Annotated in this window: 23 protein-coding genes; 19 read left to right on the forward strand and 4 right to left on the reverse strand. The window is 73.2% G+C overall.

The genetic code is table 11. The annotated features are described in order from the left end of the window. From ACPCK6_RS06705 to ACPCK6_RS06725, 5 genes are all read left to right on the forward strand, one after another. Positions 1-251 (forward strand): 2-amino-4-hydroxy-6-hydroxymethyldihydropteridine diphosphokinase (locus ACPCK6_RS06705; RefSeq protein WP_423480639.1); only part of this gene is annotated, 251 nt, incomplete at its 5' end. An 85-nt stretch (positions 252-336) separates the two neighbouring features. After that, on the forward strand, positions 337-825 hold the full coding sequence (locus ACPCK6_RS06710) for a DUF3180 domain-containing protein (RefSeq protein WP_423480694.1): 489 nt from the start codon (positions 337-339) through the stop codon (positions 823-825). Between the two features lie 114 nt (positions 826-939). Further along, the gene (locus ACPCK6_RS06715) at positions 940-2,169 is read left to right on the forward strand and encodes an ABC transporter permease (RefSeq protein ID WP_423480640.1); all 1,230 of its coding nucleotides are present in this window, start codon (positions 940-942) and stop codon (positions 2,167-2,169) included. A gap of 61 nt (positions 2,170-2,230) precedes the next feature. Beyond that, a complete protein-coding gene (locus tag ACPCK6_RS06720) occupies positions 2,231-2,533 on the forward strand; it encodes a hypothetical protein (RefSeq protein WP_135242344.1) in 303 nt (100 codons plus the stop codon). Between the two features lie 83 nt (positions 2,534-2,616). Continuing rightward, a complete protein-coding gene (locus ACPCK6_RS06725) occupies positions 2,617-3,108 on the forward strand; it encodes a hypothetical protein (protein ID WP_423480641.1) in 492 nt (163 codons plus the stop codon). A 2-nt stretch (positions 3,109-3,110) separates the two neighbouring features. On the opposite strand, the gene ACPCK6_RS06730 is transcribed toward ACPCK6_RS06725, so the two are convergent. Beyond that, positions 3,111-4,103 carry an ABC transporter ATP-binding protein gene (locus ACPCK6_RS06730; RefSeq protein ID WP_423480642.1) on the reverse strand — a complete coding sequence of 331 codons (993 nt, stop codon included), beginning with the start codon at positions 4,101-4,103 and terminating at the stop codon, positions 3,111-3,113. Positions 4,104-4,105: 2 nt separating this feature from the next. Between ACPCK6_RS06730 and ACPCK6_RS06735 the strand changes: the two genes are divergently transcribed. The 4 genes from ACPCK6_RS06735 (at position 4,106) to ACPCK6_RS06750 (ending at position 8,614) form a co-directional block, all read left to right on the forward strand. After that, positions 4,106-4,795 carry an ABC transporter permease gene (locus ACPCK6_RS06735; protein ID WP_013288967.1) on the forward strand — a complete coding sequence of 230 codons (690 nt, stop codon included), beginning with the start codon at positions 4,106-4,108 and terminating at the stop codon, positions 4,793-4,795. Beyond that, complete coding sequence (locus tag ACPCK6_RS06740) at positions 4,792-5,514, forward strand: ABC transporter permease (protein ID WP_318335991.1); 723 nt, start codon at positions 4,792-4,794, stop codon at positions 5,512-5,514. The genes ACPCK6_RS06735 and ACPCK6_RS06740 overlap by 4 nt, the downstream gene beginning before the upstream one ends. 153 nt (positions 5,515-5,667) lie before the next feature. Beyond that, positions 5,668-6,672 (forward strand): glycine betaine ABC transporter substrate-binding protein, encoded by a 1,005-nt coding sequence (locus tag ACPCK6_RS06745; RefSeq protein WP_091425701.1) that lies wholly within the window; start codon positions 5,668-5,670, stop codon positions 6,670-6,672. A 124-nt stretch (positions 6,673-6,796) separates the two neighbouring features. Continuing rightward, a complete protein-coding gene (locus tag ACPCK6_RS06750; RefSeq protein WP_423480643.1) occupies positions 6,797-8,614 on the forward strand; it encodes a hypothetical protein in 1,818 nt (605 codons plus the stop codon). A 9-nt stretch (positions 8,615-8,623) separates the two neighbouring features. Here ACPCK6_RS06750 and ACPCK6_RS06755 read toward each other — a convergent pair whose 3' ends face one another. Both ACPCK6_RS06755 and ACPCK6_RS06760 read right to left on the reverse strand, forming a co-directional pair. Next, on the reverse strand, positions 8,624-9,793 hold the full coding sequence (locus ACPCK6_RS06755; protein WP_423480644.1) for an NADH-quinone oxidoreductase subunit D: 1,170 nt from the start codon (positions 9,791-9,793) through the stop codon (positions 8,624-8,626). After that, the gene (locus tag ACPCK6_RS06760; RefSeq protein ID WP_423480695.1) at positions 9,790-10,863 is read right to left on the reverse strand and encodes an SAM-dependent methyltransferase; all 1,074 of its coding nucleotides are present in this window, start codon (positions 10,861-10,863) and stop codon (positions 9,790-9,792) included. Before ACPCK6_RS06760 ends, ACPCK6_RS06755 begins: the two co-directional genes overlap by 4 nt. A gap of 193 nt (positions 10,864-11,056) precedes the next feature. On the opposite strand from ACPCK6_RS06760, the gene ACPCK6_RS06765 reads away from it, so the two are divergent. The 7 genes from ACPCK6_RS06765 to ACPCK6_RS06795 all read left to right on the forward strand — a co-directional run bounded on the left by ACPCK6_RS06765 (position 11,057) and on the right by ACPCK6_RS06795 (position 17,714). Beyond that, the gene (locus ACPCK6_RS06765; protein WP_030273714.1) at positions 11,057-11,986 is read left to right on the forward strand and encodes a Rossmann-like and DUF2520 domain-containing protein; all 930 of its coding nucleotides are present in this window, start codon (positions 11,057-11,059) and stop codon (positions 11,984-11,986) included. Continuing rightward, positions 11,986-12,828 carry a pantoate--beta-alanine ligase gene (gene panC, locus ACPCK6_RS06770; protein WP_423480645.1) on the forward strand — a complete coding sequence of 281 codons (843 nt, stop codon included), beginning with the start codon at positions 11,986-11,988 and terminating at the stop codon, positions 12,826-12,828. Before ACPCK6_RS06765 ends, panC begins: the two co-directional genes overlap by 1 nt. 30 nt (positions 12,829-12,858) lie before the next feature. Beyond that, positions 12,859-13,287 (forward strand): aspartate 1-decarboxylase, encoded by a 429-nt coding sequence (panD, locus tag ACPCK6_RS06775; protein WP_396880882.1) that lies wholly within the window; start codon positions 12,859-12,861, stop codon positions 13,285-13,287. Positions 13,288-13,406: 119 nt separating this feature from the next. After that, the gene (locus ACPCK6_RS06780; RefSeq protein WP_423480646.1) at positions 13,407-14,300 is read left to right on the forward strand and encodes a septum formation family protein; all 894 of its coding nucleotides are present in this window, start codon (positions 13,407-13,409) and stop codon (positions 14,298-14,300) included. Positions 14,301-14,361: 61 nt separating this feature from the next. Further along, positions 14,362-16,053 (forward strand): L-aspartate oxidase, encoded by a 1,692-nt coding sequence (locus ACPCK6_RS06785; RefSeq protein WP_423480647.1) that lies wholly within the window; start codon positions 14,362-14,364, stop codon positions 16,051-16,053. Then, positions 16,050-16,946, forward strand: a complete 897-nt coding sequence (nadC, locus tag ACPCK6_RS06790) for a carboxylating nicotinate-nucleotide diphosphorylase (RefSeq protein WP_423480648.1) — start codon at positions 16,050-16,052, stop codon at positions 16,944-16,946. The genes ACPCK6_RS06785 and nadC overlap by 4 nt, the downstream gene beginning before the upstream one ends. 9 nt (positions 16,947-16,955) lie before the next feature. After that, on the forward strand, positions 16,956-17,714 hold the full coding sequence (locus ACPCK6_RS06795) for a type III pantothenate kinase (protein WP_013288955.1): 759 nt from the start codon (positions 16,956-16,958) through the stop codon (positions 17,712-17,714). 52 nt (positions 17,715-17,766) lie between these two features. Here ACPCK6_RS06795 and ACPCK6_RS06800 read toward each other — a convergent pair whose 3' ends face one another. Then, the gene (locus tag ACPCK6_RS06800) at positions 17,767-18,513 is read right to left on the reverse strand and encodes a class I SAM-dependent methyltransferase (RefSeq protein WP_396880885.1); all 747 of its coding nucleotides are present in this window, start codon (positions 18,511-18,513) and stop codon (positions 17,767-17,769) included. A 93-nt stretch (positions 18,514-18,606) separates the two neighbouring features. Between ACPCK6_RS06800 and lysS the strand changes: the two genes are divergently transcribed. The 3 genes from lysS to ACPCK6_RS06815 all read left to right on the forward strand — a co-directional run bounded on the left by lysS (position 18,607) and on the right by ACPCK6_RS06815 (position 23,641). Then, positions 18,607-20,115 (forward strand): lysine--tRNA ligase, encoded by a 1,509-nt coding sequence (gene lysS / locus ACPCK6_RS06805; protein WP_318335981.1) that lies wholly within the window; start codon positions 18,607-18,609, stop codon positions 20,113-20,115. A gap of 121 nt (positions 20,116-20,236) precedes the next feature. Next, a complete protein-coding gene (locus ACPCK6_RS06810) occupies positions 20,237-20,587 on the forward strand; it encodes a histone-like nucleoid-structuring protein Lsr2 (protein ID WP_013288952.1) in 351 nt (116 codons plus the stop codon). Between the two features lie 516 nt (positions 20,588-21,103). Further along, on the forward strand, positions 21,104-23,641 hold the full coding sequence (locus tag ACPCK6_RS06815; protein ID WP_064446770.1) for an ATP-dependent Clp protease ATP-binding subunit: 2,538 nt from the start codon (positions 21,104-21,106) through the stop codon (positions 23,639-23,641). The last annotated feature ends 160 nt before the right edge of the window (positions 23,642-23,801 follow it).

Here is a 23,801-nt window from a genome sequence, read left to right on the forward strand (position 1 = left end):
TCGACGTGGACGTGATCGCGGTCTGGGACGACGCCGGCGAGCCGGTGCTCCGCGACGACCCCGAGCTGATCCTGCCGCACCCCCGGGCCCACCTGCGCGCCTTCGTGCTGCGCCCGTGGATCGACATCGAGCCGCACGGCCGGCTGCCCGGGCACGGCTGGCTGACCGATCTGCTCAACGCCGAGCCGCTCGCCGCGGACGCCCTGGAACTGAGCCCGCGACCCGATCTGGCGCTAGAGTCGGACACATGACCCGGTGGATCGTGGCCCGGCAGTGGCGAGCTGAGGAGGTGCGGTGAGCACCGACCGCTCCCCGCAGGGGCCCGACCGCTTCCGGATGGGGCCGACCCGGGCCTCCACGCTCGTGGTGGCCGGCCTGGCCGCCGCCGCGGTGGCCTGGCTGCTGATCAGCGGCTTCTACTACGACTTCGCGCCCGACCTGCCCTGGTTGCCGGTGATCACGCTGGCCGGGCTGGCCGTGCTGGAGGGCTACGCGGCGGTGAACACCCGGGGCCGGATCGAGCGGCGGCCCGGCCGGGAGCCGGTCAACCCGCTGCTGGTCGCCCGGTTCGTCGTACTGGCCAAGGCGTCGGCGCTGGCCGGGGCCATCTTCGCCGGCTTCTACGCCGGGCTGACCGGCTGGCTGTTCGTGGAACGCACGAACGCCGCGATGGGCGATCGGCCGGCCGCGCTCGGCGGCCTCATCGCCGCGCTGGCGCTGGTAGTGGCCGCGCTCTGGCTGGAACGCTCCTGCCGGGTGCCGGAGCAGGAGGACGACGAGGACCGCGAGCCCGGTGACCGGGAGACGCCCCGCGGCCGTCTCTGAGGGTTCCCCCCACCCCGGCCCGGCGGTACCGTCCCTGGCGACCGGAGAGCGACGGCCGCCACCGGTCCGCCCGCCCGTGGGCCGGACGCGGCCACCTGGGGGAGGCGCGAGCCAATGGCGTACGACGATGCGGGCCGGACAGCGCCGCCGCCGGAGACGTCGTCCGGGGTGCCCGCTGCCGTACTGGAGAACGTCTTCGACGACCCGGCGCACGGCGAACCCGGCCGGGACCGGATCGCGGTACACGTGTTCTGGGAGTTCGTGCTGCTCGCCGGTCTGGTCGCGATGGCCTGGCTGCTCTGGCGGGAGGACTCGGACGCGCTGCGCGGCGGCTCCCTGAAGACGCTGCTCGTCGACGTGGCGGCGCTCGGCCTGCTCGCCCTCGCCGCCGGCCTGAGCCTGCGGGCCGGCGCGGTGAACCTGGCGATCGGGCCGGTCGCGCTGGCCGCCGCCCTGCACTTCGCCGAGCAGGGCGACCGGGGCATGCGGGAGGCGCTGCTGCCGGCGCTGGCGATCGCGGCCGCGGCCGGGCTGGCGCTCGCCCTGGCCGTGGTGGTGCTGCACGTGCCCGGATGGGCGGCGAGCCTGGCCGGGGCGGCCGGCGTGATCGTCTACCTGGAACGGCGGACCGCGCCGGTGACGGTGCAGGGCGACTACGACCCACGCGGCAGCGCGCTGTACTTCTTCGTCGGCTTCGCCGCGGTCGCCGTCCTGGGTGGCCTGTTCGCCGCGATGAAACCGGTACGCCGGCTGATCGGCCGGTTCCGCCCGGTCGCCGACCCGGCCCGGCGGCGCGGCGTGGCGGCCGCCACGGTGACCGCGCTGGCGCTCGTCGGGTCCACCGTGCTGGCGATGCTGGGCGGCGTGCTGATCGCGGCGAACGGGGACGGTCAGGTCGCGCCCGGCACCGGACTGGACTGGACCGTGCTGGCGGTCGGCACGGTGATGCTCGCCGGCACCAGCGCGTACGGGCGGCGCGGCGGCATCTTCGGCACCCTGTTCGCGGTCTGCCTGGTGGTGGTGTTCCTGGCCTGGACCGTGCCGCACGGCTGGACGGTCAGCCGGTGGGCGCTCGGCGGCGCCGTGCTCGGGGCCGGCCTGCTCGTCACTCGGCTGGTCGAGACGTTCGGCCGTCCCCGCCCGGCACCGCCGGGTCCGCTCGGCCCGGTCCGCCCGGCCCGGGACGGCGCGCTGAGCGGCGGCTGGACGATGACCCCGCCGCCCGAACCGGCCGACGCCTGGCCCTCGGTGCTCCCGGTACGCCAGCACGACACCCCCGTCGAGGCATGGGAGGCGCCGCGCTGGGACACCGAACCCCGGCGCTGGGACGCCGACGACCGCTGACCCCGGCGGTGGCCGTGCGTCCGGCGCGCCCGGACTGATCTCTCCGGTTAGGCTCGGCGGCATGACCGATACTCCTGCCCCCGGTGGCCGCACCTTCGACGAGCTCGACAAGCTCTCCACCGAGGAACTGCGCGAGCAGGCGTTCAACCTGGCGCGCGACCGCCGCGACGTGGGCTTCTTCTGGTCGGTCCTGCGGCACCTGCCCAACGCCGACGAGGCCGCCGCGCTGGACGGCGCGCCGAACTCGATCGGCCCGACCATCGACGAGGCGAACGCGCTCTGGCGTGAGCTGACCGGGCACGGCTACGACGAGTCCGCGCCGCTGCTGCGCGCCGCCTTCATCGACTACCTGATGAAGCACTGAGGTCGATGGCTGCCCGTCGGCCGACGGCGGCCGACCGGTTGCGCAGGTTTGCCCGGCGGGACCGGCCGGGAACTGACCGCCGCATGGCTCTGAGCAACCGCCCCCGCACCGTCCCCCGGTACGGCACGGCCGCCGGCACCGGCACGCTCGCCGCGTTCCTGCTCGTCGCCGTCGGCGGCAGTCCGTTGTACGTGGACTGGGCGCAGCGCGGCACCGACCCGACCGGCGCGGGTGGCTGGTTCCTGCGGCTGCTCGCCTGGCCGTCCTGGCGGTGGCAGGCCGACGAGGGCGTGTTCGCCACCAACCTGCGGGCGATCCTGTTGCTCGTGCTGGCGGCGGTCCTGCTGTACCTGCTGCCCGGCCCGCAGGTCGACCGCGTGACGTCCTCGGGCAGCCAGTTCCTCTCCGGCTGGGGCGCGTACGCGCTCGCGGGCGGGCTCAGTGCCCTGCTCGCCACGCTCCTCGGCCCGCACGGCTCGCTGTTCGCCGCGTTCCAGGCCGCCAGCACCGGCGTCACGTACGGCTTCTTCGCCGGCTGGATCGTCGGACTGGCCAGCCTCGGCGGCCGGGCCTGACCTCAGTCCACAGCACCGAGCGCCAGCACCCGGGTGCGGGTGAGCAGCCCCACCGCCCGGCCCTCCTCGGTCACCACCGCGTGCTCGGCGCCGGAGGTGAGCAGCGCGCCGAGCGCGTCGTACGCCGAGTCGCCGAGCGCGACGGTGGGCAGGCCGGTGCCGCCGTCGGCCGGGAGCGGGTCGAGCACCGCGCGGGTCACCGGCGTCACCGCGAGCCGCCGGATGCCCCGGTCGGCGCCGACGAACTCGCGGACGAAGTCCGAGGCGGGCGAGCCGAGCAGCGCGGCCGGTGTGTCGTACTGCTCCAGCCGGCCGCCCTCGGACAGCACCGCGATCCGGTCGCCCAGCCGGACCGCCTCGTCGAGGTCGTGGGTGACCAGCACGATCGTCTTGCGTACCTCGGCCTGCAACCGCAGGAACTCCTCCTGCAGGCGGGTCCGGACGATCGGGTCCACCGCCGAGAACGGCTCGTCCATCAGCAGCACCACCGGGTCGGCGGCGAGCGCCCGGGCCACGCCGACCCGCTGCCGCTGCCCGCCGGACAGCTCGTGCGGGTACCGCCTGCCGAACTGCGCCGGGTCCAGACCGACGAGTTCCAGCAGCTCGCCGACCCGGTCCCGGGTGCGCTGCCTGGGCCAGCCCAGCAGCCCCGGCACGGTCGCCACGTTCGCGGCGACGGTCTGGTGCGGGAACAGTCCGACGTTCTGGATGACGTACCCGATGCGGCGGCGCAGCGCCACCGGGTCGACCCGGGTGACGTCGTCGTCCCCGAGCAGGATCCGCCCGTCGGTCGGCTCGATCAGCCGGTTGATCATGCGCAGCACCGTCGACTTGCCGCAGCCGGACGGGCCGATCAGCACCACCAGTTCGCCGGCCGCGACCTCCAGGCTCAGCTCGCGTACCGCCTCGGTGCCGTCCGGGTAGCGCTTGCGGATGCGCTCCAGCGTGATCGACGCCGCGCCGCCTCCGGCGGCGCTTCCCGGGGTACCGTCCACGTGTGTCCCTCCACCTGAGCTACCGGGCCGACCCGGGTAATCCGTGGTTCTCCTGGCAGTACGTGCGGGACAACTCTGACACGATCCTCGCCGCGCTGCGGGAGCACACCTGGCTGACCGCCCGCGCCGTGGTGATCGCCGCGCTGGTGGCGCTGCCGCTGGCGGTGCTCGCGTACTGGTTCCGGTCGCTGTCGGCGCCGATCCTGGCGGTGACCGGGGTGCTCTACACCGTCCCGTCGCTGGCGTTGTTCGCGTTCCTCGCGCCGTACCTGGGCATCGGTGCGATCACCGTGCTCACCGTCGTCGCGCTGTACGCGCTGCTGGTGATCGTGCGCAACGCGCTGGCCGGGCTGAACCAGGTGCCGCCCGAGGTCCGCGAGGCCGCCGAGGGCATGGGGTACGGCAGGTGGGGCCGGCTGTTCCGGATCGAGCTGCCGCTGGCGCTGCCCGGCATCCTCACCGGCGTACGGCTGGCGACCGTGTCCACCGTCGCGCTCGTCACCGTCGGGGTGGTGGTCGGCCGGGGCGGGCTCGGGCAGCTCATCTTCGCGGGCTTCCAGAACAACTTCTACAAGGCGCAGATCATGGCCGGCACGGTGCTGTGCGTGCTGCTGGCGCTGGTGCTCGACCTGGTGCTGGCGGGCGTGGGCCGCCTGCTCACCCCCTGGCTGCGCGGGAGGTCCGCCCGGTGAACCCCGTCGAGCAGGCAGTGGTCTGGCTGAACGACCCGCTGAACTGGACCAACCCCGGCGGCGTGCTGGACCGCCTCGGCGAGCACCTGAGCATGTCCGCGCTGGCGGTGCTGCTGGGCTGCCTGGTGGCCTGGCCGATCGGGCTCTGGCTCGGGCACAGCGGCCGGGGCGGCGGGCTGGTCCTGCTGGTCTCCAACGTCACACTGGCGATCCCGACGCTGGCGCTGCTGACCATCCTGCCGCTGACGTTCCTCGGCTTCGGCCGCCCGGCCGTGGTGGTGGCGCTCGCGGTCTTCGCGATTCCGCCGCTGCTGGCGAACGCGTTCACCGGAGTGCGGCAGGCCGACCCGGAGGCCCGGGACGCGGCCCGGGGGATGGGCCTGTCCGGCGGGCAGGTGCTGCGCCGGGTGGAGCTGCCGCTCGCGGTGCCCTACCTGGCGGCCGGCTTCCGCACCGCGGCGGTGCAGGTGGTGGCCACCGCCGCGCTCGCCTCGTTCGTCAACGGCGGTGGGCTGGGCCAGATCATCCGGGCCGGGTTCGGGCTCGACATCGCCGCCGGCGGCGGCCAGATCATCGCCGGCGGGGTGCTGGTGGCCGGGTTGGCCCTGCTCGTCGAGGGGGTGCTCGCGCTGGTGGAGCGGGTGGTCACGCCCCGCCCGCTGCGTCGGGAACGTACGCGGGCGAACCGTCGGGCGACGGCGGCGACGACCGGCAGTTGAGCCGTCGGTGACGATCAGATGACGAAAACCGCTCCGAGTTTGTCGGTCGGGTCCGGAGGATATTGGCTGGAGTCGCGGGTGGCCGTCCGGATCGCCCGTCGGACACGCGGCCGGCCCGAGGGGGTCGCGCCGGGACACGGAAGGCGGGCACTGATGCGCGCGCGTACGACACTGGCCGCGGGGGCGCTCGGCGCACTCACCGCGGCTGTTCTCCTCACCGGCTGCGGCGACGCCGGCTCGTCCGGCACCGACGCGCCCGAGCAGGGCGCCTCGGGGGCGGGCTGTGCTCCGGTGGCCGGTGACCAGCTCGTCGTCCTGACCGACGACAAGAAGCTCCAGAACACCGACAACGTCATCCCGGCGATCAACGCGAAGGCGGCCACGCCGCAGCTCGTCGCCGCGCTGGACAAGGTCTCCGCGAAGCTCGACACCCCGAAGCTGATCCAGCTCAACCGGGCGGTCGACGTCGACCGCAAGACGCCCCAGGTCGCGGCGCAGGAGTTCGCCTCCGCAAACGGCGTGACCGACGGCATCGAGAAGGGCCCGGGCGGTCAGATCACCGTCGGTGCCGGCAACTTCAGCGAGAGCCAGACCATCGCCGAGCTGTACAAGATCGCGCTCACCGCGGCCGGCTACCAGGTCAAGGTGCAGACCATCGGCAACCGGGAGCTCTACGAGCCGGCCCTGGAGAAGGGCCAGATCCAGGTCGTCCCGGAGTACGCCGCCACCATGGCGGAGTTCCTCAACACCAAGGCCAACGGCAAGGACGCCCAGCCCGTCTCGTCCCCGGAGCTGGACAAGACCGTCGCGGCGCTGAAGACCGAGGGTGACAAGGCCGGCCTGGTCTTCGGCCAGCCGTCCCAGGCGCAGGACCAGAACGCGTTCGCGGTGACCAAGGCGTTCGCCGACAAGTACGGCGTGTCCACGCTCTCCGAGCTGGCCGCCAAGTGCTCCGGCCAGGCCACCGTGCTGGCCGGGCCGCCGGAGTGCCCGCAGCGGCCGAAGTGCCAGGCCGGTCTGGTCGAGGTGTACGACTTCAAGGCCGGCTCGTTCAGCTCGCTGGACGCGGGCGGCCCGCAGACCAAGAACGCGCTGAAGACCGGCTCGGCGAGCGTCGGCCTGGTCTTCTCCTCCGACGCGGCGCTGGCCACGAGCTGACGCGGCACCGCCGGCCGGCGCCACGTGTGCCGGCCGGCGGCACGGGTGGCCCGTTCGGCGGGCCGCTCATCGAGTGGCGCCGACCCGTTCCCCTCCGGTGGAACTCTCGGTACTCTGCTCAGCCATGCCAGCCTCGGTCGCGCCCGCCGACAAGAGCACGCCCACCCTGCTCACCGTCCTGTTCTGGGTCGGTGTGGGGCTGGCGCCCCTGGCCGCGCTCATCCTGCTGATCGCCGACGGAAACGGTTCGCTCCGGTTCGGCGCGGTCCTGGCGATCCTCGCGGTCGTGCTCATCGGCCTGTCCATCGCGTTGCGGCCGGACGGCGCTCCCGGGGGCGTGGCGTCCGAGGAGATGCGCGAGGAGCTGGCGCAGCTCCGGCGCGAGTTGCGGGCCGAGATCGTGGCCGCCGCCCAGCGCGGCAACCAGGCGCTCGACCAGGCACGACGGGCCGAGGAGGTGGCCGGCGCGGTACGGCACCGGCTCGACGCGGCCGCCGCCGGGCTGGCCTCCGCACCCGTGTCCGCCTCGGCGTCCCCCTCCGCGTCGGCGCCGGAGCGCCCGAGTGGCGCGGCGAGGGTGCCGGTCGCCGGCACGCCCGACGTCGGCCGGGCGCACCCGGCCGGCCGGGACGAGGACGAACCGGCGCGGGCCGGTCGGCACGACTCCGAGCCGGCGCGGGCCACCGCACGGCCGGACCGGCAGGCGAGCGGGGTGTACGGCGCGGCGCGGGTGTCCGAGCCGATGCCCAGGCCGGAGACCCGCCCGGTCGGCGTGGTCCACCACACCGAGACGGTGCACGTCACCACCCGGCACACGATCGTCGGCGGTGGTGAGCCGGCCGGAAGCCGGTACGGCGGATTCCCCGGCGGCTGGTCGGACGAGGAGCGGTCCCGGGGCACGGAGCCGGCCGGCCAGTGGCGCGCGGGCCATCGCGAACCGGGCCGGGACGACCGGGCAGGCCGTCGGGCCGGACCTGACGACGACGGCTGGGGCGCCGGGTCCGCCGACGGCGGGCCCTCGTGGACCGACCCCGGAGGTCCGGGTTCCGAGCATCCGTGGGCGGGCGTCGGCCGGGCCGCCGCCGGCGAACAGGGCTGGTCGGGGCCTTCAGCAGGCGAACCGGGCTGGTCCGGGCGTACCGCCGGGGAGCCGGCCTGGTCCGGGCCGTCAGCCGGGGAACCGGGCTGGTCGGGGCGTACCGCCGGGGGTGGATGGTCGACCGACCAGGGCCGCGCGGCGGCGGAGGAGCGGCGGCAGTGGTCCGGCGGTGGTGAGGACCGGGCAGGCCGGGCGGCGAGCACCTGGCCGGCGGCGGCGGGCGAAACGGCGGACCGGGCGAGCACCGACGGCGACCAGTGGTCCGAGATGCGTGCCGGCAATCGGTGGGCGGCGGTCCGCGACGACGGTGACGGCCGGGAGATCCGGCTCGGGGAACGGCGGGCCGCAGTGCACGCCGACGGCGGCGGCACCGAGTACCGGGTCGAGGATCGGTGGGCGTCGGTACGCGGCGGCAGGCCGGACGCGGGCGGGCCGGACGGAACCGGCGACCGCTGGTCCGGGGAGAGGGAGAGCCACCCGGCGCTGCCAGCCGGTGGGGTGCCGGTACCGGACGAGTGGCGGCCGCCGACGCAGCGCAGCGGCCAGCCGGAATGGCGTCAGCCGCCGCCCGAGTGGCACCGGCCCGAACCGGAGTGGACTCAGTCGGAACCGAACCGGCACCAGGCCGAACCGGAGTGGCGAACGCACCAGGTCGAGCCGGAATGGCGTCAACCGGACGCGCGGCAGCCAGAACCGGAGTGGCGTCAGCCGGAACCGCGGCAGACCGAGTCGCACTGGCGGCGGCCCGAGCCGGAATGGCGGCCGGCGGAACCGGAGTGGCGCAGCCCGGAGCACGGTGCGCACGGCCGGCCGTACCGGGACACCGCCGACCGCTGGCGCTGACCCCGCCGGCTACTTGTCGATGTCGCCCACCACGAAGAACATCGAGCCGAGGATGGCGATCAGGTCCGGCACCAGGCAGCCGGGCAGCAGCGACGACAGCGCCTGCACGTTGGCGTACGAGGCGGTGCGCAGCTTCATCCGCCACGGCGTCTTCTCGCCCCGGGACACCAGGTAGTAACCGTTGATGCCGAGCGGGTTCTCGGTCCAGGCGTACGTGTGCCCCTCCGGCGCCTTCAGCACCTTCGGCAGCCGGGTGTTCACCGGCCCGCTGATCCGGTCCACCCGGTCCAGGCACTGCTCGGCGAGGTCGAGCGAGACGTACACCTGGTCGAGCAGCACCTCGAACCGGGCGTGACAGTCACCGGCGGTCTTCGTCACCACCGGCACGTCGAGCTGGTCGTAGGCCAGGTACGGCTCGTCGCGACGCAGGTCGAGGTCGAGCCCGGAAGCGCGGGCGACCGGCCCGGACGCGCCGAACGCGGCGGCGTCGGCGGCGGAGAGCACACCGACCCCGACGGTACGGGCCAGGAAGATCTCGTTGCGCCGGATCAAGTTGTCCAGGTCCGGCATCCGGCGGCGTACCTCGGCGATGGCGGCGCGGGCACGCCCGGTCCAGCCGGACGGCACCTCCTCCTTCAGGCCGCCGACCCGGTTGAACATGTAGTGGATCCGGCCGCCGGAGACCTCCTCCATCACCGCCTGGATGGTCTCCCGTTCCCGGAACGCGTAGAACATCGGCGTGATCGCGCCGATCTCCAGCGGGTACGAGCCGAGGAACATCAGGTGGTTGAGCACCCGGTTCAGCTCGGCCAGCACCATCCGCAGCCAGGTGGCGCGCTCCGGCACCTCCATGCCCATCAGCCGCTCGACGGCGAGCACCACGCCCAGCTCGTTGGAGAACGCCGACAGCCAGTCGTGCCGGTTCGCCAGCACGATGATCTGCCGGTAGTCGCGTACCTCGAAGAGCTTCTCCGCCCCCCGGTGCATGTAGCCGACGATCGGTTCGGCGGCGACCACCCGCTCCCCGTCGAGCACCAGCTTCAGCCGCAGCACGCCGTGCGTCGAGGGGTGCTGCGGCCCGATGTTGAGCACCATGTCGGTGCCGAGCTGCTCACCGCCGGCGCCGGTACCGACTGTCAGCTCGCGGAGGTCGGCGGCGTCCGTGGTCATGCCCGTCATCGTGCCACGACCGCGTCGAGCGCGACGCCGACCGGCTGCCGCAGCCACAGGTGCCCGCCGAGCCCGGCCGGGTCGGTCAGCTCCGCCGCCGCCGACGCCGCGGCGAGCGCCCGCAGGTAGCCGGCCGGGTCGCGGGAGGCCAGGCTCAGCGGCGGTCGCCCGCCGTCGGCCCCGAGCGCCCGCAGCGCCTCCCGCTGAGAGACCAGGGAGTACGCGCACCGCGCGACCCGCTCACCGGCGGAGGCGACCGAGTCCATGGCGACGTGCGCCGTCACGTCGCACGACCCGTCCGGGACCGGCGGCACCTGCCGCCCACCCCGATACCCGGTCAACGTCCCGTCCGGGGGACGCGAGTCCCGCAGATGCCCGTAGTCCACCGCAAGCGCCAGCCCGCGCGTCACCTTCCCCACAGCCCCGGCCCAGGCCAGATCCCGTCCCGACCCGATCTCCGCCCTCCCGCCGCCCTGCCCGGCGTCGGTGATCAAGGAGTTCGTGTCCCGATCCGGGCCCTCCGCAGCCACAAACTCCTTGATCACCGGGGTGGGAGCGGGGGTGGGGACCGGGGGGAGGGTGGGGGGCCACCAGGTGGTCAGCCAGGTGGTGTCGGTGGGGGTAGGGGGCGGGCCCATCGTCTCCTCGCCGGTCTTCGGGTTCACCAGGAGGAGGCGCCAGCCCTCGGGGGTGGGGACTGCCACGTCCACGGGGACGTTGTCCAGCCATTCCGTCGCCACGAGCAGGCCGGTGATGCCGTCGGGGATGTCGGTGCGCCAGTCGATCTCCGGGGGCAGGTCCGGCGGGCGGGCGGCCCGTTCCACAGCCACCGGGTGGAGCCGGGCGGCCAGCTCGGGTGCGGCCTGGGCCAGCAGCGCCCGGAGCAGTTCGCCCCGGCCCGCGCCCACGTCCACCACGTCCAGCCGGTCCGGGTGCCCCAGCGCCGCGTCCACCGTGCCGAGCTGCCGCAGCACGCAGGCGGTGAAGACGGGCGAGGCGTGCACGCTCGTGCGGAAGTGCGCGGCGGGCCCGGCGCCCGAGACGAAGAAGCCGTCCGGCCCGTACAGCGCCCGCTCCATCGCGTCGCACCAGCGCAGCGGGGAGGTCACCGGGCCGACCCTACGGGACGTACCCGAACGAGCGGTTTGCCCGCCAGCGCAGCAGCCGCTTCCGGCGGTCGGTGAAGGTTTTCACACCTCCTTGTTCCGGGTCTGTCACCCGGGCGCATACTTGCCATCGACCGGTACCCCCTTCGAGGACTGGATCGCCGCCATGAGCGCACCGCTGCGCCCCCGGGCCACCGCTGCCCCGCTCGTCTTCCCGCGTACCCTCGCCGTCGGCGTCCTCGGCGCCGGCCGGGTCGGCGCCGTGCTGGGCGCGGCCCTCGCCGCTGCCGGTCACCGGGTGGTCGCCGCGTCCGGTGCCTCGGGCGCGACGAAGGCCCGGCTGGCGCTGCTGCTGCCGCAGACCCCGCACCGTTCCGCGTCCGCCGTGGCGCGCGCCGCCGCCGACCTGCTGATCGTCGCGGTCCCGGACGACGCGCTCGCGGGCGTGGTCGCGGACCTGGCCGCGAGCGGCGCGCTGCGCCCCGGCCAGGTGGTGGCGCACACGTCCGGCGCGCACGGGCTCGCCGCGCTGGCCCCGGCCGTCGAGGCGGGCGCCCGGCCGCTCGCGCTGCACCCCGCGATGACCTTCACCGGTACGCCGGACGACCTGTCCCGCCTGCCCGGCATCTCCTACGGGGTGACCGCCCCGGCCGAGCTGCGCCCGTTCGCGGCCCGGCTGGTGGCCGACCTGGGCGGCGTACCGGAGTGGGTCGGTGAGAACGACCGCCCGCTCTACCACGCGGCTCTCGCGCACGGCGCGAACCACCTGGTGACGCTCGTCAACGAGGCCGCCGACCGGCTGCGCGACGCCGGGGTGGAGCGGCCGGAGAAGGTGCTCGCCCCGCTGCTGCGGGCCGCGCTGGAGAACGCGCTGCGGCTGGGCGACGACGCGCTCACCGGCCCGGTGTCGCGCGGTGACGCGGGCACCGTACGCCGGCATCTGGACCGGCTGGCGCGGACCGCGCCGGAATCCGTACCCGCGTATCTGGCGTTGGCACGACGGACGGCGGATCGTGCCGTCGCGGTCGGCCGCCTTCGCCCGGCGGACGCGGCCGCACTGCGCAACGTGCTCGACGGAATCGAGGTGGCGGCCTGATGGCCGAGGTGCTGCACACGCGCAAGGAACTGGCGGCGGCCCGCGAGGCGATGGCCGGCCCGGTCGGCGTGGTGATGACCATGGGCGCGCTGCACGCCGGGCACGAGGCGCTGCTGCGGGCCGCCCGCGAGCGCGCCGGCCACGTCATCGTCACGATCTTCGTGAACCCGCTGCAGTTCGGCCCGAACGAGGACTTCGACCGCTACCCGCGCACGCTCGACACCGACCTGGAGATCTGCCGCCGGGCAGGGGTGGACGTGGTGTTCGCGCCCTCGGTGACCGAGATGTACCCGGAGGGCCGCCCGGCCGTGCGGCTCGACCCGGGTCCGCTCGGCGAGGACCTGGAGGGCCTGAGCCGTCCCGGCTTCTTCCACGGCGTGCTCACAGTGGTCATGAAGCTGCTCCAGCTCACCCGCCCGGACCTGGCGTTCTTCGGCGAGAAGGACTACCAGCAGCTCACCCTGGTCCGCCGGATGGTCCGCGACCTCGACGTGCCGGCCGAGATCGTCGGCGTGCCGACCGTACGGGAACCGGACGGGCTGGCCATGTCCAGCCGTAACCGGTACCTGTCGGCGGCCGAGCGGGAGACCGCGCTGAGCCTGTCCGCCGCGTTGCGGGCCGGCGCGACGGCGGCCGAGCGGGGTGAGGACGCGGGCGCGGTGCTTGCCGCCGCGCACCGGGCCTTCGACGCGCCGGACGCCCGCCTGGACTACCTGGTGCTCACCGACGCCGAGCTGGAACCGGGCCCGGTCGCCGGTCCGGCCCGGCTGCTGATCGCGGCCTGGGTCGGCGCCACCCGTCTGATCGACAACACGGCGATCCACCTCGCGCCGCGTCCCTGAACCCCACCACGAATGCGGAAAGGCACCCCGATGCTGCGGACCATGCTCAAGTCGAAGATCCATCGGGCCACCGTGACCCAGGCCGACCTGCACTACGTCGGCTCGGTGACTGTGGACGAGGACCTGCTCGACGCGGCGGACCTGATCCCCGGCGAGCAGGTCGCGATCGTGGACATCACAAACGGCGCCCGGCTGGAGACGTACGTGATCCCGGGGCGGCGGGGCAGCGGGGTGATCGGCATCAACGGCGCCGCCGCGCACCTGGTGCACCCCGGTGACCTGGTCATCCTGATCTCGTACGGGCAGATGGACGACGCCGAGGCCCGCGCGTACCGCCCGAAGGTGGTGCACGTGGACGCGGAGAACAAGGTCGTCGACCTCTCCGCCGACCCGGCGACCGCGGCCCCCGGCACCGCAGGCGCCCCCGTCCCCAACCCCCTCGCCGCCGCCCACAGCTGACCCTCCCGGCCGCGGGCGGGGCGCAAGGGCGGGGAACGCGGTCTGTCACCGGAAGGTCATTTTCGGCTACCCTGGGCGGACCGTCGGGGATCGACGGTCGTCGGCTGGGGGAGGCCGCGATGCGCCGTGCGATGAGCTTCCTGGTCGCCGCGATGGTCGCGAGCGCCGCCCTGACCGGCTGTGCCGGAACCGGCGGGCTGGACGGCGACCTCACCGACGACTGGGCCGCGATGGCCGCACCCGGGCCGTTCACCCCGGCGGCCGGGGTCTGCCAGGTCGCCGACTTCACTCCGAGCGTCGGCCTGGCCGCGTACGCGCCGGTCGGCTGCGAGCTGCCGCACCGGGTGGAGACCGTGCACGTCGGGGCCTTCACCGCCGACCGGCCCACCCCGCCGCCGCTCGCCTCGCCCGAGCTGCGTACCGCGTTCGCCGACTGCGACAAGCGGGCCGCCGGGTACGTGGGTGACGACTGGCGCGCCGGGCGGCTCCGGCTCGCGGTGGCGGTGCCGACGGGCACCGGCTGGACGGCGGGCTCCCGTTGGTACCGGTGCGACCTGTCCGAGCTGACCACGGTCGAGGCGGCGGCCACCGTGGTCACCCGGACGGGCAGCCTGCGCGACGCGCTCAAGGCGCACTCCCCGCTGCGGCTGGGCTGCCAGCGTTCGGTACGGGACACGAACCGCGTGGAGCGGCTCAACCCGGTCGACTGCGCTGTCGCGCACGACGCCGAGTTCGTCGGCGTGTGGGCCGCGCCGGACCGCCCGTACCCGAAGAAGCCCGAGGACTGGGTCCCGCTCTACGACGGCTGCTTCGGTGTGATCGCCCGGTACGCCGGGGTGCCCGCCGACGGGCTGCTGCGCTACCGCAGCGACGTGGTGGTCCGTCCGCCCGCTGCCGGTCGCTGGGCGGTCGGCGACCGGGGAGTGCGCTGCTACCTGTGGCTCAGCGACCGGACGGTGACCACCTCACTGAAGGGCGCCGGACCGGCCGGCCTGCCGCGCCGGACGAGGTAGCGGACCGCACTCGTCACGCCCCCCGCGCCCGAGCCGAGTTCGCTTCGGGTTGACTGTGCTCATGGACCTACCGACCGTCGACCTGCCGGCGCTGCCCCGGCTGCTCGCCGCGCCCGCCCCCGGCTGGGTGGAGACGACAGACGTGATCGTGGTCGGCTCCGGCGTGGCCGGGCTGACCGCCGCGCTGCACCTGCGCGAGGCCGGCCTGCACGTCACGGTGGTCACCAAGGTCGACATGGACGAGGGCTCGACCCGCTGGGCGCAGGGCGGGATCGCCGCCGTGCTGGACCCGGCGGACACGCCGGACGCGCACGCGTACGACACGGAGGTCGCCGGCGTCGGCCTGTGCGACCCGGCGGCGGTCCGCGCACTGGTGGCCGAGGGCCCGACCCGGCTGCGCGAGTTGATGCGGATCGGGGCGGAGTTCGACCGCAACCCGGACGGCTCGCTGATGCTGACCCGGGAGGGCGGCCACCGGGCCGACCGGATCGTGCACGCGGGCGGCGACGCCACCGGCGCGGAGGTGCAGCGGGCGCTGCACGACGCGGTCCGCCGCGACCCGTGGATCCGGCTGGTCGAGCACGCGCTGGTGCTGGACCTGCTGCGCGCACCGGGCGACGGACCGGACGGGCTCGGCCCGGCCTGCGGCATCACGCTGCACGTGCTCGGCGAGGGCAGCGAGGACGGCGTCGGCGCCATCCTCGGCCGCGCGGTGGTGCTGGCCACCGGCGGCATGGGGCAGATCTTCGCCGCCACCACCAACCCGGCGGTCTCCACCGGGGACGGGGTGGCGCTGGCGTTGCGCGCGGGCGCGGCGGTCACCGACGTGGAGTTCGTCCAGTTCCACCCGACCGCGCTGATCGTGCCGCCCGGCGGTCCGGGTGCGGGGCTGGCCCAGCAGCCGCTGGTCTCCGAGGCGCTGCGCGGCGAGGGCGCCCACCTGGTCGACGGCGACGGCAAGCGGTTCATGGTCGGCCAGCACGAACTGGCCGAGCTGGCGCCGCGCGACGTGGTCGCGAAGGGCATCCACCGGGTGCTCCTCGCGTCCGGCGCGGACCACGTGTTCCTGGACGCCCGCCACCTGGGCGGCGACTTCCTGGCCCGGCGGTTCCCCACCATCGTGGCGTCCTGCCTGGCCATCGGCGTGGACCCGGCGACCGACCTGATCCCGGTCGCGCCGGCCGCGCACTACGCCTCCGGCGGCGTCCGGACGGACCTGCGCGGCCGTACCTCCATCCCCGGCCTGTACGCCTGCGGCGAGGTCGCCTGCACCGGCGTGCACGGCGCGAACCGGCTGGCCAGCAACTCGCTGCTGGAAGGGCTGGTCTTCTCCCGCCGGATCGCCGAGGACATCGCCGCCGGGCTGCCCGAGCAGGCCCGCCCGGCGGAGACCGGCGCCTGGGTGGGCGGTCCTGGCGCGCTGGTGCCGGCGTCCGGCACGGCGGAGCTGCAACGGGCGATGACGCGGGGTGCTGGCGTGCTCCGCTCGGCGGACACGCTGGAAGCCACCGCCGCCACGCTCACCGGGCTGGGCGCGGGCCGGGGCGTGCCGCGTACCGCCGACTGGGAGGCGACGAACCTGCTGACTGTGGCGTCGACGCTGGTCGCTGCCGCGTACGCGCGCCAGGAGACGCGGGGCTGCCACTGGCGGGAGGACTTCCCGACGGCCGACGAGCGGTGGCTGGGCCACCTGGTGGCCGAGGTGGGCACGGACGGCATTGTGGCCGAGCGCTGGGAGGAGAAGCACTCATGAGGGAGCCGACGGAGCGGGCGCTGCGGGACGGCGGCCTGGACCCGGAGCGGGTCCGGCACGTCGTCGTCGACACGCTGCACGAGGATCTCGGACCCGACTTCCTCGACGTGACGAGCGTGGCCACCATCCCGGACGAGCAGCACGACACGGCCGACCTGGTGGCGCGCGCCGACGGCGTGGTGGCCGGGCTGCCGGTCGCCGCCGCCGTGTTCGAGCTGGTCGGCGAGGTGACCGGCGCGGGGCGTACGGTCGAGGTCTCGCTCGTGGCTCACGACGGGCAGCGGGTGGCGCGCGGCGACGTGCTGGCTACCGTGACCGGGCCGACCCGGCTGCTGCTGACCGCCGAGCGGACGGCGTTGAACCTGCTGTCCCGCATGTCCGGGGTGGCGACGCACACCCGGGCCTGGGCCGACGCGCTGGCCGGCACGAAGGCGATGGTGCTGGACACCCGCAAGACCACGCCGGGCCTGCGGGCACTGGAGAAGTACGCGGTCCGGGCCGGCGGCGGCACCAACAAGCGGATGGGCCTGTACGACGTCGCCATGATCAAGGACAACCACAAGGTCGCGGCGGGCGGGATCGGTGCCGCGTTCCGCCGGGTCCGGGAGGCGTTCCCCGACGTCGCGGTGCAGGTCGAGGTGGACACGCCGGCCGAGGCGGTGGAGGCGGTCGAGGCGGGGGCCCGGTTCCTGCTGCTGGACAACATGACGCCGGCGCAGTTGCGCGAGGTGGTGGCGTCGGTGGGCGACCGGGCGGAGCTGGAGGCCACCGGCGGGCTGACGCTGCCGATGGCCGCCGAGTACGGCGCGACGGGCGTCGACTTCCTCTCCGTCGGCGCGCTCACCCACTCCTCACCGATCCTGGACATCGCCCTCGACCTGCGTGACGTCTAGGCTGCCGCTGTGCTGCTCTGCATCGACATTGGAAACACGAACACCGTGCTGGCGACCTTCGACGGCGACAAGCTGGTGCATTCGTGGCGGATCAAGACCGACGCCCGTTCCACAGCGGACGAGCTGGGTCTGATGTTCCGCGGCCTGCTCGCCGGGGACGCCGTGGAGATCACCGGCGTGGCCGCCTGCTCGACCGTGCCGGCCGCGCTGCGCTCGCTGCGCACCATGCTCGACAGGTACTACGCCGACCTGCCCAGCGTGATCGTCGAGCCGGGCGTCCGGACGGGCGTGCAGCTCGCCATCGACAACCCGAAGGAGGTGGGCGCGGACCGGGTGGTGAACACGCTGGCCGCGTACACGCTCTACGGCGGGCCGTCGATCGTCGTGGACTTCGGCACCACCACGAACTTCGACCTGGTCAGCAGCCGGGGGGAGTTCCTCGGCGGCGCGTTCGCGCCCGGCATCGAGATCTCCTTCGACGCGCTGGCCGCCCGCGCCGCCCAGCTGCGCAAGGTGGAGGCGACCCGTCCGCGTTCGGTGATCGGCAAGAACACCGTCGAGTGCCTCCAGGCCGGGCTGTACTTCGGCTTCGCCGGGCAGGTGGACCGGATCGTCGAGCGGATGTCCGAGGAACTGGGCGGCGTCAAGGCGGTCATCGCCACCGGCGGCCTGGCCTCGCTGGTGCTCGGCGAGTGCCACACCATCACCCACCACGAGCCGATGATCACGCTGATCGGCCTGCGGATGGTCTACGACCGCAACGTCTGAGGTGCAAGGAAGGGCCCCCTGTTAACGCCTCCGGTAGAGGAGGGGCCCCTTCTTAACGCCGGCGCGCCCGGAGCACCATCGTGCGGTACGGCAGCTCGACCGTCTCCCGGCCGGCCAGGTCGGGGTGGCCGGCGAACAGCTCCGCCAGCTCCGCGTCGACCCGTCGCCGCTCGTCCGCGTCGGCGGTCAGCCAGAACGAGCGGGTGTGCAGCATGCCCACCACCTCGTCCGGCGTCAGTGTGGTGGCGTGCGCGAACTCGCCCACCTCGACAGCGGTGAAGGCGGCGCCGAAGTCCGCGTACCGCTGGGTCACGTCGCCCGCGTTGTCGCCGAGGTGGGCGATCCGGGTCAGCTCCGCCACCCAGCCGACCCGCTCGTCCCGGATGTTCCAGACCGGCGCGAACGTGCCGCCCGGGCGCAGCACCCGGGCCACCTCGGCGTGCGCCCGCTCCCTGTCGAACCAGTGGTAGGCCTGCCCGGCCAGCACCGCGTCCGCCGACCCGTCCGGCAGCGGCACCGCCTCGGCGCTGCCGGCCAGCGCCGTCGCACCCGGCGTCGCGGCGGCCAGTTGCGCCCGCATCCCCGGATCAGGTTCCACGGGTACGACCTGAGCCACCGGCCCGGTCAGCGCCAGGAGCCCGCGGGTGAGGATGCCGGTGCCGGCGCCGAGGTCCACCACCCGGGCGTCGTGCAGCCCGTCCAGCGCCCAGCGCAGCGCGGCCTCCGGATAGCGGGGACGGAACCGGTCGTAATCGGCCGCGGCGGCGCCGAACGAGAGGGCCGCAGTGGGGTCGGTCATGGCGGGCAGGTTATCCCGTAACGGCCGCCACGGCGCTTGAGTACGCTCATGTGCTGACCCCGCCGATGTCCCCAAGGCCTGAGGAAGCGTGCCGTGACCGAGCAGAACGCCCTGCCAACAGACCCCGCCGACGACCTTCCGGAGCAGATGAAGGTCCGCCGGGAGAAGCGGGACCGGATGCTCGCCGAGGGCGTCGAGCCGTACCCGGTGGGTTTCCCGCGCACCACGACGCTCGCGCGGCTGCGCGAGCGCTACGGCGACCTGCCCACCGACACCGCCACCGGCGACCGGGTCTCGGTCACCGGCCGGGTGATCTTCATTCGCAACACCGGCAAGCTCTGCTTCGCGACCCTGCGGGACGGTGACGGCACCGAGGTCCAGGCGATGCTCTCGCTGGACCGGGTCGGCGCCGAGCGGCTGGGGGACTGGAAGCGCCTGGTCGACCTGGGCGACCACGTCGGCGTGACCGGCGAGGTGATCACCAGCCGGCGCGGCGAGCTGTCCGTTCTCGCCGAGGAGTGGGCGGTGACCGCGAAGGCGCTGCGTCCGCTGCCGGTGGCGCACAAGCCGCTCAGCGAGGAGTCCCGGGTCCGTCAGCGCTACGTGGACCTGGTGGTCCGGCCGCAGGCGCGGCAGATGGTCCGTACCCGGGCCACCGCCGTCCGCAGTCTGCGCGACACCCTGCACGGGCAGGACTTCATCGAGGTCGAGACGCCGATGCTGCAACTGCTGCACGGCGGGGCGGCGGCACGCCCATTCGTGACCCACAGCAATGCGCTCGACACGGATCTGTATCTGCGAATCGCGCCGGAACTGTTTCTCAAGCGCGCGGTGGTCGGTGGCGTCGACCGCGTCTTCGAGATCAACCGCAACTTCCGTAATGAGGGCATCGACTCTTCGCACTCGCCCGAGTTCGCGATGCTGGAGGCGTACCAGGCGTACGGCGACTACCACACGATGGCGGAGCTGACCCGAAATCTGGTACAGCAGGCCGCAGTGGCGGTCGCCGGCTCGACGGTGGTGACGCACGCCGACGGGCGTGAGTTCGATCTGGGCGGCGAGTGGCGGTCGGTGTCGCTGTTCGGTGTTCTTTCCGAAGCGCTCGGTGAGGAGGTCACCGTCCGCACCGAAAGGGCACGCCTGGTCGAGTACGCGGACAAGGTCGGTCTCTCCGTCGACCCGAAGTGGGGACCGGGCAAGCTGGCCGAGGAGTTGTTCGAGGAACTGGTCGTGCCGTCGCTTCAGGCGCCGACGTTCGTCATGGACTACCCGGAGGAGACCAGCCCGCTGACCCGGGCCCACCGCAGCGAGCCGGGCCTGGCCGAGAAGTGGGACCTCTACGTGCTCGGATTCGAGCTGGGCACCGCGTACTCGGAGCTGGTGGACCCGGTCGTGCAGCGGGAGCGGCTGGTGGCCCAGGCGCAGCTCGCGGCGCGTGGGGACGACGAGGCGATGCGACTGGACGAGGATTTTCTCCGAGCGATGGAGTATGGAATGCCGCCGTCCGGTGGCATGGGAATGGGAATCGACCGGCTGCTGATGGCACTGACGGGGCTCGGAATTCGGGAAACGATCCTGTTCCCGTTGGTCCGGCCCGAGTAGGCGCTCGCCCGCAAGCCTTCTCCGGCTCGTTACCCGATCCTATTGACGGAACAAGCGCCGGACGGGTTATTGTGCTCGGAGTATTGCAGGAGTACAACCCTGCTCGAAAGGAATGTGGGACGTGGCCAAGCAGATCATTCACAAGCTGGTCGATGACCTGGACGGCGGGGACGCTGACGAGACCGTCAAGTTCGCGCTCGACGGTGTGCAGTACGAGATCGACCTCTCCGCATCCAACGCCGGTAAATTGCGTGACGTATTCGCGCCGTACATCGCGAACGGAACGAAGGTCGGTCGCGGGGGTGTGGTCGTGGGTGGCCGTGCCGCTCGTGGCCGGGGCGGCGCGACCGCCGACCGCGAGCAGAACCGGGCCATCCGCGAATGGGCCAAGAAGGCCGGCAAGGACATCTCCGACCGGGGCCGGATCCCGCAGGAGATCGTGGACGAGTACCACGCGAAGGCGGGGCACTGACCCGACCTCGTCACGGGCGACGCGACGCCGGACCGGAGTGCGACTCCGGGCCGGCGTCGCCGTTTCCGGTCCGCGGTCACGGTCGGACCGCGCCGTACCGGTCCCGTCGTCCCTGTGCCGGATGTCCGGTCCGGCCCACAGTGCCGCCCTCGATGGCGGCGGCAGGGAAGAAAACCCCGCCGGGGACGGTTGTCCACAGGCGGTGGAGACTTCATCCACAGGCTGTGGACGGCCCGGCGGACGCATCGGTTGCCGCCTCCGGTCCACTCGACCGGCCGTTCGGGTGCCGGTCGAATTTCGCTCTGCGCGTACAGGCAGGGGCCCCGGAACACCTCCTGAGCGTGGACGGTTGTCAGAAACGACGTCGGAACGGTCATTCGCGGGGGCACACGACCTCAGCGGAGACGGTCCGCGGCGATAGAGTAAGGAGGCACGGACGCCCGTCCCGGACGTCCGCGCACCGGCCCCGCCGAGATCTGACCATCAAGGCGCACGGCACGTGAGGAGCACGAGGGCATGTTCGAGCGGTTCACCGACCGAGCGCGACGGGTTGTCGTCCTGGCCCAAGAAGAGGCCCGGATGCTCAACCACAACTACATCGGTACGGAACACATCCTGCTGGGCCTGATCCACGAGGGTGAGGGTGTCGCGGCAAAGGCCCTGGAGAGCCTCGGCATCTCCCTGGAGGGCGTGCGTCAGCAGGTCGAGGAGATCATCGGCCAGGGCCAGCAGGCGCCGAGCGGGCACATCCCGTTCACGCCGCGGGCCAAGAAGGTGCTGGAGCTGTCGCTGCGCGAGGCGCTGCAGCTCGGCCACAACTACATCGGCACCGAGCACATCCTGCTCGGCCTGATCCGCGAGGGCGAGGGCGTCGCCGCCCAGGTCCTGGTGAAGCTGGGCGCCGACCTGAACCGGGTCCGCCAGCAGGTCATCCAGCTGCTCTCCGGCTACCAGGGCAAGGAGCCGGCCGCCGCCGGTGCCGCGCCGGGTGAGGCCGCGCCGTCGACCAGCCTCGTGCTGGACCAGTTCGGCCGCAACCTGACCCAGGCCGCCCGCGAGGGCAAGCTCGACCCGGTCATCGGGCGGGAGAAGGAGATCGAGCGGGTCATGCAGGTGCTGTCCCGCCGCACCAAGAACAACCCGGTGCTGATCGGTGAGCCCGGCGTCGGCAAGACCGCCGTGGTGGAGGGCCTGTCCCAGAAGATCATCAAGGGCGAGGTGCCCGAGACGCTGAAGGACAAGCAGCTCTACACGCTCGACCTCGGTGCCCTGGTCGCCGGTTCCCGCTACCGCGGTGACTTCGAGGAGCGCCTGAAGAAGGTGCTCAAGGAGATCCGCACCCGCGGCGACATCATCCTGTTCATCGACGAGATCCACACGCTCGTCGGTGCGGGCGCGGCCGAGGGCGCGATCGACGCCGCCAGCATCCTCAAGCCGATGCTGGCCCGTGGTGAGCTGCAGACCATCGGCGCCACCACGCTCGACGAGTACCGCAAGCACCTGGAGAAGGACGCCGCTCTGGAGCGTCGTTTCCAGCCGATCCAGGTGGGTGAGCCGTCGCTGGCCCACACCATCGAGATCCTCAAGGGCCTGCGGGACCGCTACGAGGCGCACCACCGCGTCTCCATCACCGACGCCGCCCTGGTCGCCGCCGCGACGCTCGCCGACCGGTACATCTCCGACCGGTTCCTGCCGGACAAGGCGATCGACCTGATCGACGAGGCGGGCGCCCGGATGCGGATCCGCCGGATGACCGCGCCGCCGGACCTGCGCGACTTCGACGAGCGCATCGCCCAGGTGCGCCGCGACAAGGAGTCCGCGATCGACGCGCAGGACTTCGAGCGGGCCGCGCAGCTGCGTGACACCGAGAAGCAGCTGCTGGGCCAGAAGGCGCAGCGGGAGAAGGAGTGGAAGGCCGGTGACCTGGACGTCGTCAGCGAGGTCGACGACGAGCAGATCGCCGAGGTGCTCGGCAACTGGACCGGCATCCCGGTCTACAAGCTGACCGAGGAGGAGACCTCGCGCCTGCTGCGCATGGAGGACGAGCTGCACAAGCGCGTCATCGGCCAGGAGGACGCGGTCAAGGCGGTCTCGAAGGCGATCCGGCGTACCCGGGCCGGCCTGAAGGACCCGAAGCGCCCGTCCGGCTCGTTCATCTTCGCCGGCCCGTCCGGCGTCGGTAAGACCGAGCTGTCCAAGGCGCTCGCCGAGTTCCTGTTCGGCAGCGAGGACGCCCTCATCCAGCTCGACATGTCGGAGTTCCACGACCGGTACACCGTGTCCCGGCTCGTCGGTGCCCCTCCCGGCTACGTCGGCTACGACGAGGGCGGGCAGCTGACCGAGAAGGTGCGTCGCCGGCCGTTCTCGGTGGTCCTCTTCGACGAGATCGAGAAGGCCCACCCGGACGTGTTCAACACGCTCCTCCAGATCCTGGAGGACGGGCGCCTCACCGACGGCCAGGGCCGGATCGTGGACTTCAAGAACACGGTCATCATCCTGACCACCAACCTCGGTACGCGCGACGTCGCCAAGGCGGTCTCGCTGGGCTTCCAGGCCTCTGAGGACTCCGAGTCGAACTACGACCGGATGAAGCAGAAGGTCAACGACGAGCTCAAGCAGCACTTCCGGCCCGAGTTCCTGAACCGGATCGACGACACCATCGTCTTCCACCAGCTGCGCGAGACCGAGATCCTCTCGATCGTCGACATCATGATCCAGCGCATCGAGACCCAGTTGCGCAACAAGGACATGGGCCTGGAGCTGACCGACAACGCGAAGAAGTACCTCGCGAAGAAGGGCTTCGACCCGGTGCTGGGCGCGCGGCCGCTGCGCCGCACGATCCAGCGCGACATCGAGGACAACCTGTCCGAGCGGATCCTGTTCAACGAGCTGACCCCGGGTCAGATCGTGGTCGTGGACTGCGAGGGCGACCCGGAGAACATCGACAAGTCCAAGCTCGTCTTCCGCGGTGCGGACCGGCCGGACGCCGTGCCGGACGCGGTCCCGGCGGACCTCGGCGGCACCGCCGCCACGGGCGCTGACGACGCCGCGTAGGTCAGCACAGTTCGAGGGCGACGGCCCCGGTAGGCGAAAGCCACCGGGGCCGTCGCCTTTCCGTGCCCACCCACCACGCCCTCCTCGCTCCAGCCCCGCCGTGGTCGATCATGAGGTTGACCGCACTTGGCGCCCGATTGGTCGCCGCTAACTTCATGAT

Source organism: Micromonospora sp. AB353 (genome assembly GCF_049538395.1).
Lineage (GTDB): Bacteria > Actinomycetota > Actinomycetes > Mycobacteriales > Micromonosporaceae > Micromonospora > Micromonospora aurantiaca.